This is a genomic window from Rhizobium sp. TAL182 (assembly GCF_002117725.1).
GTDB lineage: Bacteria > Pseudomonadota > Alphaproteobacteria > Rhizobiales > Rhizobiaceae > Rhizobium > Rhizobium esperanzae.
In genome coordinates this window covers 3,846,768-3,859,356 of sequence record NZ_CP021024.1, presented here as the reverse complement: position 1 = coordinate 3,859,356, position 12,589 = coordinate 3,846,768, and the positions used below count along the sequence as shown (strand labels likewise).

Below are 12,589 nucleotides of genomic sequence, written 5' to 3'. Positions count from 1 at the left end.
GCTCTAACCACAAAACGGCGTCACAATAAAGAGTGTTGACCGGGAAAGGTCAAATATCGGGCGGGTGAGGCCGGCAGGCGACGGATCATCCACCCGCCTCTGCCAAAATCAGCGTTTCAGGATTTCCAGCCCTTCGACCGTCGTCGTCACCGCAAGCTCGGTGATGTCGTATTCGGCGACGCCATGGAGGGTGAAGGGATCGGCGGCGACATACGCCTCGATTTCGGCGCGGTCGCCGATGGCGAGGATCGCGCCGCCGGTGCGCGGCACCTTGCGGCCGGAGGCGAGGAACCAGCCCTTGGCGTAGCCCTCCTTCACCCAGGCCATATGCGGCTCCATGTGCCTGTCGGCTTCGTCATTGGATTTGCGATAGGTGAGGGAGAGAATGAACATGATCAATTCCTGAGGAGGTTTGCGCGGATCAGTCCGCGTAGCGAGTTGCCGACATAAAGCGTGCCGGCATCGAGATCGGCAAGTGTCACATGGCCGACGCGAGCCTTGCGCGCGCAAATGAGCTCGGTGCGCAGCACGCCAGCAAGCAGGCCGCAGGAGATCGGCGGAGTGCGCAGCATACCCGTCCCGTCATCCAGGAAGACGGAGGTGATGGTGCCCTCGCAGACTTCGCCGCGCTCGTTCAACAGGATGACTTCATCGGCCTCGTCGGGCCCATATTCGGCGCGCGCCGTCTCGTAGACGGCGCGGCGCGTGGTCTTGTGGCGCAGCAGCCTGTCGGTGGAAACGAGGCGGGTCTCGGCGATGCGGACCGTCCAGACAGTCTCCGGCGCCAGCGGCACGAAAGCCGCGCTCGTTACCTCGATGCGGCCCTGCGCGTCGAAGGTCAGTCGGATGCGCAGCGGACCGGTAGAGCGTGCAACGCCGTCCTCGAGCTTGGCAGCCGCTTCGACCGGCTGCGGAAAACCGAGGCGACGGGCGGAGCGGGAAAGCCGGGCCAGATGCAGGCGCAGACGGATGAAGCCTTCGCCGGGCTGCCAGCGCAACGTCTCGATCAGCGAGAAATCGGTCATCGCGCGATCCATTGGTCGCCCACGGCAAAGCGGGCCTTGAGCAGGCATTCCTCATATTCGGCTTCGGCGGTGGAATCGAAGACGATGCCGCCGCCGACATTGAAGACCGCCCTGCCACCGCCGAAAAGCGTGACGGTGCGGATGGCGACGGAAAAACGCATGGCGCCGGTCGGCGAGATCATGCCGATCGCCCCACAATAGGCGTCGCGTGGGTCATCCTCGAGGGCGTGCAGGATTTCCATCGCCCGTATCTTCGGGGCGCCGGTGATCGACCCGCAGGGGAAGAGGGCGGCAAATATGTCGCGGATCGATAGGTCGGATCGAAGTCTGGCCTGCACATGGCTCACCATCTGGTGGACGGTCGGATAGGTCTCGACGTCGAAGAGCTTCGGGACATCGAGCGTGCCGACCTCGGTGATGCGGGAGATATCGTTGCGCAGGAGATCGACGATCATGCGGTTTTCCGCCTGCGTCTTGATATCAGCCCGCATGGCCGCGATGATTTCGGCATCCTCGGCGGCAGTAGCGCCGCGCTTTGCCGTGCCTTTCATCGGATGGGTTTCGATCCAGCCCTGTTCATCTGTGCGGAAGAAGAGTTCGGGTGAACGCGACAGGATGACCGGACCGCCGAGATCGACCAGTGCGCCATATTTCACCGGCTGGCGTTCGATCAGCGACCAGAAGGCGGCACGGGGATCGCCGCTCCAGCGGGCTTCGATCGGCATGGTGAGGTTCGCCTGATAGGCGTCGCCGAGCCGCAGGTGCTGGTAAAGGCGGTCGAAACGCTCTTTATATATAGGGAAATCCCAGGCCGCCTTCGGGGCGGTGAGGAATTCCTCGTTTTCGAGACGCTGTTTCGGCTGCGCAAGTGGATGCGTGTCCGGCTGCGGTGCGTCGAAGACGCCGAAACAGAGGAGCGGCGTTTCCCGACCTTCTGCGGCAAAGGACGCGAGTTTTTCCTCGAAGAGATATCCGGCCTCGTAGGCCATGTAACCGGCAAGCCATTTTCCGTCGGCCCTGGCCTCTTCCATACGGGCGAGGCCGGCGAAGAATTCGCTGCGCGTCCGGGCAATGATGATCTCAGCCGGCTCGGCGAAAAGCATCACTTGGCCGGTCGCGTCGTCGCGGAAGAGGATATAGGGTTGATCGGCCACGCAACGCTTTCGGTTTGTTCTGCTTCTCATCACTCAAGATGCGATTGGTAGGGCGAGGTATTTTCTCTTCTCCCCACGGGGGAGAAGATGCCCGAAAGGCAGATGAGGGGGAGGAGCGAAGCGACGTCCTGAGCATATGCGAAGGACGGGTTCTGCTATGTCGTCCCCTCATCCGCCTGCCGGCACCTTCTCCCCTGTGGGGAGAAGGGACTCGTTGCCGCCTCTCCGCTCCTGGCGACGAGAATTCACGCTTTATCTAACGCTTCCAGCTCATCGATCAGGCCCTCGATCATCGACAGGCCCTGGCTCCAGAACGACGGATTGGTGGCGTCGAGGCCGAAAGGCTTCAAGAGTTCGGAGTGATGCTTGGTGCCGCCGGCCTTCAGCAGTTCGAAATACTTCTCCTGGAAGCCCTTCCGGGCCTTCTGGTAGACGGCATAGAGCGAATTGACCAGGCAATCGCCGAAGGCATAGGCGTAGACATAGAAGGGCGAATGGATGAAGTGGGGGATATAGGCCCAATAGGTCTCGTAGCCTTCTGAGATATTGATCGCCGGCCCGAGGCTTTCCGACTGGACGGAGAGCCAGAGCTCGCCGATGTCGTCGGCGGTGAGTTCGCCAGCCTTGCGGGCGGTGTGCAGCTTGCGCTCGAATTCGTAGAAGGCGATCTGGCGCACGACCGTGTTGATCATGTCCTCGACCTTCTGGGCAAGCATCGCCTTGCGCTCGCGTCTGTCGGTGGTCTTTTCCAGGAGCGCGCGGAAGGTCAGCATCTCGCCGAAGACTGATGCGGTTTCGGCAAGTGTCAGCGGCGTCTGGCACATCAGCGCGCCCTGCGCGCCGGCGAGAACCTGATGGACGCCGTGGCCGAGTTCGTGGGCAAGCGTCATGACATCGCGCGGCTTGCCCATATAATTGACGAGCACGTAGGGGTGAGCCGAGGGAACCGTCGGATGTGCGAAGGCGCCAGGCGCCTTGCCTGGGCGAACCGGGGCATCGATCCATTGCTCGTCGAAGAAGCGGCTGGCGATATCGGCCATCTCGGGGGCGAAATTGCCGTAAGCCGAGAGCACCGTGTCCTTCGCGTCCGACCAGGAGATCACGGTGCTCGACGTTTCCGGAAGGGGCGCGTTGCGGTCCCAGAAATTCATCTGCTCCATGCCGAGCCATTTCGCCTTCATTTTATAATAGCGGTGCGAAAGGCGCGGATAGGCTTCCCGGACGGCGGCGGCCAAGGCGTCGACAACCTCTCGCTCGACACGGTTTGCCAGATGCCTGGAATCGGCGATATCCTCGAAGCCGCGCCAGCGGTCGGAGATATCCTTGTCCTTGGCAAGCGTATTGGTGATCAGCGTGAAGATGCGGATATTCGCCCTGAAGGTTTCGGCAAGCGCCATGGCCGCCTTGCGGCGCACGTCGGGATCCTTCTCCTGCAGCATGTTCAGCGCCACCTCGAGCGGCACTTTCTCGCCATCGATCTCATAGCGAAGTTCCGCCATGGTTTCGTCGAAGAGGCGATTGAAGGCGGAGGCCGATGTCATCGACTTCTCGAGGAAGAGCTGCTCCAGCCTGTCATCGAGCTGATAGGGCTTATCTTTCCTGAGGTCGATCAGCCAGGGGCGATAATGGCCGGCATCGGGATCCTTGGCCATGCAAGCGTCGATGACGGCGTCGTCGATCCGGTTCAGCTCGAGCGCGAAGAACAGGAGATGGCCGGAGAATTCGGTGATCTTGGCCTGGACGTCGCCGTAGAGCTTGCCGTTTGCCGGATTGGTGGTGTCGGAGAAATAAGTGAGGCCGGCAAAGGAGGCGAGGCGGCCCATGATATCGTCAAGCGCCTCATATTCCTTCAGCGCCGCGCCGATGCCTTCGGTGCCGGTCTTCGCTGCCGCTTCGGCGAGTTTGCCCTTCCACTTTTCTTCGAAAGCGATCGCGGCCTTGCCTGCCTTTTCCATGTCGGCGACGAAGGCGGTCGACGTGGCGGAGGGATAAAGATCCTGCAGCTTCCAGACCGGCAGGTCGCCGAGCGCCGGATCGGCCGCCGCCCCGGCTGGCGCTGCTGGCGAGAAAAAAAAGCCGGCGTGCAGGGGCTCGATTTTCATGGGCACAATTCCTCTCCACTTTATCTCAGGTCTGTTTGAATAAGCGCGAGAAGGCCCCGCATCAAGGGGCTTTCGGCGCATAAAAGGCCTCGCTTCGGCACGAAATCGGCCCATCGTAATCGTTAAAATGCAATTATTTCTCAAAACTGGATGTTCAAGCCTTTCTGCCAGAGTGCGCTTCATGGTTTCGCATGAAGTGGAGCGACAATGACCGGTTACAATGAGCTCAAAGGAGCAGGGCAAATCCTCGTGGTCGAGGACGACCCGGTGCAGCGCCGTCTGCTCAAGAACGCAATCGAGCGTCACGGCCATGTCGTGCACCAGGCGGAAAACGGCCGGATCGGCCTGGAAATGGTCAAGCGCGACAGCACCCTTTTCAACGTCATCGTGCTCGACCTGATGATGCCGGAGATGACCGGCCTCGAATTCCTCGATGCACTGCACGAATTCGGCACGCAGATCCCCGTTATCGTGCAGACGGGTCAAGGCGGCATCGAGACCGTCGTGCAGGCGATGCGCGCCGGCGCCTTCGATTTCGTCGTCAAGCCGGTTTCGCCCGAACGCATCGCTACCTCGATCTCGAACGCCATGAAGCTCGATCAGCGTGAGGTGAAGGCGCGGGCCGGACGCCGGTCGCGCTCGGGCTCCGTCGGTTTCGACGACATCGTTTCGGCCAGCCCGGCGATGATCCGTGTCATCGACCTCGCCCAGCGGGCGGCGCAATCCAACATCCCTGTCGTGCTCGAAGGCGAATCCGGCGTCGGCAAGGAGTTGGTGGCGCGCGCCATCCAGTCCGGCGGCGACCGCTCCAACAAGCCGTTCGTCACCGTCAATTGCGGGGCGATCCCGCATAACCTCGTCGAAAGCATTCTCTTCGGCCATGAGAAGGGCGCCTTCACTGGCGCGACCGAACGTCACATCGGCAAATTCATGGAAGCCGACGGCGGCACCATCTTCCTGGATGAGATCGGCGACCTGCCGCTCGAAGTGCAGGTGAAGCTGCTGCGCGCCGTGCAGCAGGGCGAGATCGAGACGGTCGGCGCGCGCACCGCGCATAAGGTCAATGTCCGGCTGATCTCGGCGACCAACAAGGATCTGATCGAAGAGGTCAAGAACGGCCATTTCCGCGAGGATCTCTATTATCGCCTCAACGTCTTCCCGATTACCATTCCGGCGCTGCGCAAGCGCAAGGAAGACATCCCGCATCTGGTGCGCGTCTTCACCGACCGCTTCTCCAGCGAACAGAAGAACGGCCGCCGCATGACGGTGAATTCAGGCACGCTGGCGCTGCTGACCGCCTATGACTGGCCGGGCAACATCCGCCAGCTCGAAAACGCGATCTTCCGTGCGGTCGTTCTCGCCGAAGGGCCGGAGCTGACGGAGGCGGATTTCCCGCAGATCGCCGCCCAGCTTCCGGAATATGAAGTGGTGGATCACCTGGCGCTCGTGGCCGACAATACCGGCCTCGACCCGGACGAGGCATATAGCGAAGAATACCGCACGCCGCCGGAGGTTCACCATCACCGCCTGTCCGAGGCCTCCGATAATGCAATCGCCAGCGTCAACCCCTCAGGCGACGTGCGCAAGCTTGCCGATGTCGAGGAGGAGCTCATCCGATTCGCGCTCAAATTCTATCGTGGACAGATGAGTCAAGTGGCACGCAAGCTTGGCATCGGACGATCCACACTTTATCGCAAACTCAAAGATTACGGCATAGACCCCGATAATCCCCAGAAAGATGCGGCTTAAGCCCTATTTATTAAGACTCAGGCAACCACGATTTGTTACTGATCATAAACCACTTGTTAGTGGCTCGTTCACTATGTAAAGAAAAGGTTGATCATGTGTGGCATTTTTGCCATCGTGTGACCGCATTTGACAGTCATCTGAGACAGTACGGGACATTGTCTGTCTGACGGGGATCGAGTTGCCGAATCTGAATGGGATTTCCAAGCCTTCGCGCTTGAGCTGGCGTTCTTTGTGCGCCGACATCTGCGGAAAGGCAGTGAGGACGGCGGCGGCCGCCCTTCTTGCGCTTGCGGTTTCCTCGCCGGTATTCGTTAGTACGCCTTCCGAGGCCGCGGGGGAAACCCGCAGCCTCAAGCTCTATTTCATCCATACCGGCGAAAAGGCCGTCATCACCTATAAGCGTAACGGCAAGTTCGACCCCAAGGGGCTGGAGCAGCTGAACCGCTTCCTCCGTGACTGGCGCAAGAACCAGCCGACGAAGATGGATCCACGCCTGTTCGACCTCATCTGGGAAGTCTATCGCCAGAGCGGTTCACGGGACTACATCAATGTCGTCTGCGGCTTCCGCTCGCCGGCGACCAACGAGATGCTGCGCGGGCGCTCGCGCAATTCAGGCGTCGCCGAAAAGAGCCAGCACATGCTCGGCAAGGCGATGGACTTCTTCATTCCCGACGTCAAGCTTGCGACGCTCAGGGCCATCGGCATGAAGATGCAGATCGGCGGCGTCGGCTTCTATCCGAAATCAGGTTCGCCCTTCGTGCACATGGATGTCGGCGGCGTTCGCGCCTGGCCGCGCATGAGCCGCGACGAGCTCGTCCGACTTTTCCCGAACGGCAATACCATCCATATCCCCGCCGACGGTAAGCCGCTGCCGGGCTATCAGCAGGCGATGGCCGACTACAAGCGCCGCGTCAGTGGCACGCAGATCGAGATCGCCAGCGCTTCCGAATCGGCGCCGAAGCACAAGACGCTGTTTGCGGCGCTCTTCGGCGGCGGCGCGGACGAGCAGGAAGACGATACCGACGATTCGGCCCCGATCGCCGTCGCCAAGGCAACGCCGCCGAAGGCCGAGCCTGCTCCGGCCGAACCTGCTCCGGCCGAACCGCAGCAGGCCGAGGTCGCAGCCCTGAACGCGCCGGTGCCGCAGGTTCGCCCGGCCTTCAGCAACCAGCCGGCCGGCAGCGAAATGGCCAGCGCACTGGTGGCGCCGTCTTCGGGTAACGCCGCGCAGCAGGCCCTTGCCGCGGCGCTTCCGGCCGATCAGGCCCAGCCGCAGCAATTCGCCGATCTCAGCGCCTACAGCATTCCCGTTCCCTCGCTTCTCGGCCAGCGCCGCGCGCCGGGTGACGCCGAGGTCGCGTCGGTCGATCCGAATATGCAGAACGGAATGCCGGTTCCCACTCCGGTCGAGCGCCCTGCCGTTGCCGAAAATCTGCTTGCGGCGGCGGATGCCGATCCGGAAGCGGAGGCAGACGAGGCCGATCAGGATGGCGGCCTGTCTCCTGCCATCGCCGACGCGCTCGAACAGCAGAACAAGGATACGGAAAGCCAAGTCGCCTCGCATGAGCCTCAAATGAGCGTAGAGCAGGCAATCGCCGCCGCGATGCCGCAAAAGGCGGCCGCCGAAAAGCCGTCATTGCAGCTCGCTGCCTTGACGCCGGCGACGAAATCGGCGAGCTTCGGTGACGCTTTCGACGCCCCGGCTGCCGAGAGCCCCGCGCCGCAGCCCCTTCCGGTCAAGGGCGGGCGCCCGACGCAGAAGGAAGCCGCAGCAGCCGATGCCAGCCGCACGACAGTGCGTACCGAGCCGAAGCTGACGCAGAAGATGATCTCGCAGTGGGCGCTGACCAATGCCCGTCTCGAAATGGCGTCCAAGCAGGTCAAGGCGCCGCGCTTCGTCAGCCAGACGATGCGCGCCCAACCGACCGCTGTCTATGCCGAGGGCTTCAACGTCAAGACCGCCTCGGTTGACCCGGCCCGCTTCAGCGGCACGGCCGTTAACTTCATGGAAGTGCGCAAGTTCAACACGAACTGAGCCTGCCGATCTCGTCAGACCGAAAACCGCCGGAGTGATCCGGCAGTTTTTCTTCTGACTGTTTGAGCGGTTGGACAGTCAGTTGGACGGCCAGCAGGATCCGGCGTAAAAGAAAAGCCGCCGGAAGATCCGACGGCTTTTCGAAAGCAGCGATGTTGCCGAATCAGCCTTCCGGCGGCGCCTCGATCATGCCGAGTGCGTGCAGATAGGTGTCGAGGATTGCTTCCTCCTCCATGCGCTCCTGCTCGTCCTTCTTGCGCAGCGCCACGACCTTCTTCAGGATCTTGGTATCGAAGCCCATTCCCTTGGCTTCGCCATAGACGTCCTTGATGTCGTCGGCGATGGTCTTCTTTTCTTCTTCCAGCCGTTCAATGCGCTCGATGAAAGCGCGAAGCTGATCGCGGGCGACGCCATGAGCATCAGACATCGTGTTCTCCTGATTTTTCGGTGATCAATTCGGGATGCACGTGACTGCCGCGAAGCGGCGTCACGGTCAAGCCTGTTAAAGGCCAAGCGGACTATTTGTGTGGCTTGTTCAGCTCAAATGCCGCCTTTTGCACAGGTGAGGCCTCCTTCTGGTGGAGGTTCTTCCAGTCCTCATAGGGCATGCCGTAGATGATCTCGCGCGATTCGTCCCGGCTGACCGGAACGCCCTCCGCCTCGGCGGCCTCGCGGTACCAGTTCGACAGGCAGTTGCGGCAGAAGCCGGCCAGGTTCATCAGATCGATGTTCTGGACGTCACTGCGGTTACGAAGATGCGCGACCAGACGACGGAAGGCGGCGGCTTCGAATTCGGTCTGTTGTTCCTTGCTGAGCGCGGTCATCTCGCTCTCCTTTCATTCCGTGGGCGTCAGTAGGGGCCGGTGCGCGACGGATGGACGTCGTATTCGTGCAGGCCCGGATCGGCATTCATCGCTGTAAAAATCGGCGCCAGGCGCTCCGCCCATGCCGATATGCCGGCTTCATCCGCGATCAAATCCTGACGCACTTCGAGCAGGGCATGCGGGATGCCTGTCACCATGCAATGGCGGTACATGGTATCGCCCTTCAGAGCGCCGTCATAGGGTTCGTTGTCGCCGACGACGAGATCGGGATCGGCGCGCAGCTTGTCGATCAGCGGGCCGACGGCGCGCCGGTCGCTGTCCCAAAGAACGGCGGCGTGCCAGGGTCGGGGAATGCTCTTCCACGCCGGCGTGAAAGAATGCAGCGACAGCACCAGCGGTGCCTTGCCGGTGCTATTTGCCACCGTGTCGATCGTGCCTGCGACGGCATCGTGGTAGGGGCGATGAAAGGCTTCGATCCGGTAATTCCATTCCTGCGGCGTGATCGGGTGATTGCCTGATATGACGGCGCCGTCCGAGATCTTCATGATCAGCGTCGGGTCATCCTCCCCGCGGTTCGGGTCGATCAGCAGGCGCGAGAAACCGCCGAGCACTGCCGGTATGCCGAGCCTCGCCGAAAGCTGTCGCGTCAGGCCTTCGATGCCGATATCGTAGGCGATGTGGCGGGCAAAGGCAGACTCGGGCAGGCCGAGCCTTTCATACCGGGCGGGAAGGCGGTTCATCGCGTGATCGGCGAGGATCACCATGCCTTTGTCATGTTTTCCAGGTAGGATTTCGAAGGATTGAAAGTCGTCCATGAAGGAATTTGCCGTTGGCCGTTGCGCAGTCGCGCCCAGTGATTGCATGCGCCCGCGACCGGTTCAAGCGCGACAGGCGAAGAGAGCGGATATGAGCCTCCGCTGGCAGTTATGAAAGGGAATATAATCGATTAGCATTGCGTTGACTTTCGGATGAGGGCGGCGCAAGAAGACACGGACATGAATAACCGTGGAGCTATTTGGGAGCCGTGTTGATTCAAGCCGCGCCAAGTTTCCTCACGCGGTCCGGACCGCTGGTCCGACTCGCCCTGTTTGCTCTTGCAGCCGCCATGCCGTTCTTCATCGCAGATGCCGCACGCGCCGATTTTCGCGTCTGCAACGGAACGCAAAATCTGGTTGGGGTGGCAATCGGATACAGGGCCAAGGACGGCTGGATCACGGAGGGCTGGTGGCAGGTGCCGGCAACGACCTGCGCCACGCTGATCGAGGGAGAATTGCAGTCGCGCTATTATTACCTCTACGCAGAGGACGCCGCCCGGGGAGGACGGTGGACGGGGGACGTGCAGATGTGCGTGGCGGAAAACGAATTCAAGATCTCGGGTGTGCAGGATTGTTATGCCCGGGGTTACCAGAAGATGGGATTCAAGGAATATGACACGGGCCGCCAAGGCAGCTGGATGGTTCAACTCTCCGACACCCCAGGGACGCAAGAAAGTCAGAATTGATGAAGCGTAATCGCAAAATTAAAATCCTCGCCACCCTCGGGCCCGCCTCCGCCGAGGAATCGATGATCGAGAAGCTGCACCAAGCCGGTGCCGACGTCTTCCGCATCAATATGAGCCATGCGAGCCACGACCTGATGCGAACGCTCATCCAGCGCATCCGCTCGGTCGAGGCGCGCTCAGGCCGGCCGATTGGCATTCTCGCCGATCTGCAGGGACCGAAGCTGCGCGTCGGCAAGTTTACCGACAGCAAGGTCGACCTGAAACCCGGCCAGACCTTCACGCTCGACAACAATGAAGCGCTCGGCGACCAGAACCGCGTCTATCTGCCGCATCCCGAGATCCTGGAATCGGTGCAGCCCGGCCACCGCCTGCTGATCGACGACGGCAAGCTCTGCCTGCGCGCCGACAAGTGCGACGGCAAGAGCATCGTCACGACGGTGATCTCCGGCACACGTATTTCCGATCGCAAGGGTGTCAGCCTTCCCGACACGCTGCTTGGCGTCGGTGCGCTGACCGACAAGGACCGTTCCGATCTCGACGCCGTGCTCGCCACCGACGATGTCGACTGGGTGGCGCTTTCCTTCGTCCAGCGTCCAGACGACCTTGCCGAGGTGCGCAAGATCGCCCGCGGCCGCGTCGGCCTGATGTCGAAGATCGAGAAACCGCAGGCTCTCGAGCGTATCGAGGAGATCATCGAGCTTTCCGACGCCTTGATGGTCGCCCGCGGCGATCTCGGCGTCGAAATGCCGCTCGAATCGGTTCCCGGTATCCAGAAGCAGCTGATCCGCGCCTGCCGCCGTTCGGGCAAGCCGGTGGTCGTGGCCACGCAGATGCTGGAATCGATGATCTCCGCGCCGGTGCCGACACGCGCTGAAGTCTCGGACGTCGCGACCGCCGTCTTCGAAGGGGCCGATGCCGTCATGCTGTCGGCCGAATCGGCCTCCGGCGACTATCCGGTCGAAGCCGTCTCGACCATGGCCTCGATTGCCACGGCCATCGAGCGCGAGCCGCATTATCCCGGCATCATCTATGCCCAGCGCGCCCAGCCGGAAGCGACCGGCGCCGATGCGATCTCGCTTGCCGCCCGTCAGATCGCCGAGACGCTGAAGCTGTCGGCGATCGTCTGCTACACCTCTTCCGGCACGACGGGTCTTCGCGCGTCGCGCGAGCGCCCGCAGGTGCCGATCCTGGCATTGTCGCCGATCATCAAGACGGCGCGCCGGCTTGCCGTCGTCTGGGGCTTGCATTGCGTCGTCACCCATGATGCGACCGATCTCGACGACATGGTCAACCGCGCCTGCCGCATCGTTGCCGACGAAGGGTTCGGCAAGCCGGGCGATCGCATCATCATCTCGGCCGGCGTGCCGCTCGGCACGCCCGGCGCCACCAACATGCTTCGCATCGCCTATATCGGTTCGGACGGCCAGAGCGGCATCTGATCCGATCGCATCCGTGATGAAGCCCGCTGCCTGAGAAAGGCGGCGGGCTTTTTTCGTTCATGTGACGAGGCATTGCCAAGGGTTGCGGCGCATGCAAGTCTCGATCTCCGGATTTGGAGGGATCACCATGGATGTCGTCACTCTTTTGGCTTTTGCGGCCGTTTCCTTCGTCGGTATCGCGACCCCGGGGCCGACAGTGCTGCTGGCGTTGACAAATGGTTCTCGGCATGGGCTGCGCCGCGCGATCGCCGGCATGGTCGGCGCGGTACTTTCGGATTTCGTTCTGATCGGCGCTGTGGCTGTCGGACTCGGCGCGCTGCTTGCGGCATCGGAATTCTGGTTCTCGATGCTGAAATGGGCGGGGGCTGCCTATCTCGCCTTTCTCGGCATCATGCTCTTGAGTTCGAAGGGCGCGATCGATGCGGCACTGAAATCCGATGAGGCGGCCATGAGATCGTCCTTTTCGATCGGGCTGAAGAGTTTCATGGTCGCGGCGACGAACCCGAAGGGCTATCTCTTCTTCTCCGCCTTTCTGCCGCAGTTCATCGATCCCGCCCAGCCGCAGACGGCGCAGTATATGCTGCTCGCCCTCGTCTTCGCTGCGCTCGATTTCATCATCATGTTCGGCTACGCCTTCTTCGGCTCGCAGGCGGTCCGTTTCCTGAAAACGTCAGGCGCCTTGTGGCTGGAACGGGCCTGCGGCGGCGCGCTGCTCGCCCTTGCCGGGTCGCTTGCCTTCTACCGCCGGGCAACGGCCTGA

The 12,589-nt window shown here is 61.8% G+C and carries 12 protein-coding genes; 5 read left to right on the top strand and 7 right to left on the bottom strand.

Translation table 11 applies throughout. From position 1 onward, the window contains the following. Nucleotides 1-108 precede the first annotated feature (108 nt). From Tal182_RS19345 to Tal182_RS19330, 4 genes are all read right to left on the bottom strand, one after another. On the bottom strand, nt 109-393 hold the full coding sequence (locus Tal182_RS19345; protein WP_085860442.1) for a YciI family protein: 285 nt from the start codon (nt 391-393) through the stop codon (nt 109-111). A gap of 2 nt (nt 394-395) precedes the next feature. Continuing rightward, nucleotides 396-1,025: an aminotransferase class IV family protein gene (locus Tal182_RS19340; RefSeq protein WP_085860992.1), complete on the bottom strand. Its 630-nt coding sequence runs from the start codon at nt 1,023-1,025 to the stop codon at nt 396-398. Then, a complete protein-coding gene (locus Tal182_RS19335) occupies nt 1,022-2,209 on the bottom strand; it encodes an aminodeoxychorismate synthase component I (protein WP_085860441.1) in 1,188 nt (395 codons plus the stop codon). Before Tal182_RS19335 ends, Tal182_RS19340 begins: the two co-directional genes overlap by 4 nt. A 215-nt stretch (nt 2,210-2,424) precedes the next feature. Then, a complete protein-coding gene (locus Tal182_RS19330) occupies nt 2,425-4,281 on the bottom strand; it encodes a M3 family oligoendopeptidase (protein WP_085860440.1) in 1,857 nt (618 codons plus the stop codon). Nucleotides 4,282-4,488: 207 nt separating this feature from the next. On the opposite strand from Tal182_RS19330, the gene Tal182_RS19325 reads away from it, so the two are divergent. Continuing rightward, a complete protein-coding gene (locus Tal182_RS19325; protein WP_064804901.1) occupies nt 4,489-6,030 on the top strand; it encodes a sigma-54 dependent transcriptional regulator in 1,542 nt (513 codons plus the stop codon). Nucleotides 6,031-6,208: 178 nt separating this feature from the next. Continuing rightward, nucleotides 6,209-8,065 (top strand): DUF882 domain-containing protein, encoded by a 1,857-nt coding sequence (locus Tal182_RS19320; protein WP_085860439.1) that lies wholly within the window; start codon nt 6,209-6,211, stop codon nt 8,063-8,065. A gap of 163 nt (nt 8,066-8,228) precedes the next feature. On the opposite strand, the gene Tal182_RS19315 is transcribed toward Tal182_RS19320, so the two are convergent. From Tal182_RS19315 to Tal182_RS19305, 3 genes are all read right to left on the bottom strand, one after another. Further along, on the bottom strand, nt 8,229-8,492 hold the full coding sequence (locus Tal182_RS19315) for a DUF2312 domain-containing protein (protein WP_008533181.1): 264 nt from the start codon (nt 8,490-8,492) through the stop codon (nt 8,229-8,231). Nucleotides 8,493-8,583: 91 nt separating this feature from the next. Then, nucleotides 8,584-8,889, bottom strand: coding sequence for a DUF1244 domain-containing protein (locus tag Tal182_RS19310; RefSeq protein WP_085860438.1), 306 nt, complete (start codon nt 8,887-8,889; stop codon nt 8,584-8,586). Nucleotides 8,890-8,915: 26 nt separating this feature from the next. Next, nucleotides 8,916-9,704 carry an N-formylglutamate amidohydrolase gene (locus Tal182_RS19305; RefSeq protein WP_064804895.1) on the bottom strand — a complete coding sequence of 263 codons (789 nt, stop codon included), beginning with the start codon at nt 9,702-9,704 and terminating at the stop codon, nt 8,916-8,918. Nucleotides 9,705-9,904: 200 nt separating this feature from the next. On the opposite strand from Tal182_RS19305, the gene Tal182_RS19300 reads away from it, so the two are divergent. The 3 genes from Tal182_RS19300 to Tal182_RS19290 all read left to right on the top strand — a co-directional run bounded on the left by Tal182_RS19300 (nt 9,905) and on the right by Tal182_RS19290 (nt 12,589). Further along, on the top strand, nt 9,905-10,390 hold the full coding sequence (locus tag Tal182_RS19300; protein ID WP_011426762.1) for a DUF1036 domain-containing protein: 486 nt from the start codon (nt 9,905-9,907) through the stop codon (nt 10,388-10,390). After that, complete coding sequence (gene pyk, locus Tal182_RS19295) at nt 10,390-11,829, top strand: pyruvate kinase (protein WP_085860437.1); 1,440 nt, start codon at nt 10,390-10,392, stop codon at nt 11,827-11,829. Before Tal182_RS19300 ends, pyk begins: the two co-directional genes overlap by 1 nt. Before the next feature lie 127 nt (nt 11,830-11,956). Then, nucleotides 11,957-12,589: a LysE family translocator gene (locus Tal182_RS19290; protein ID WP_064804891.1), complete on the top strand. Its 633-nt coding sequence runs from the start codon at nt 11,957-11,959 to the stop codon at nt 12,587-12,589.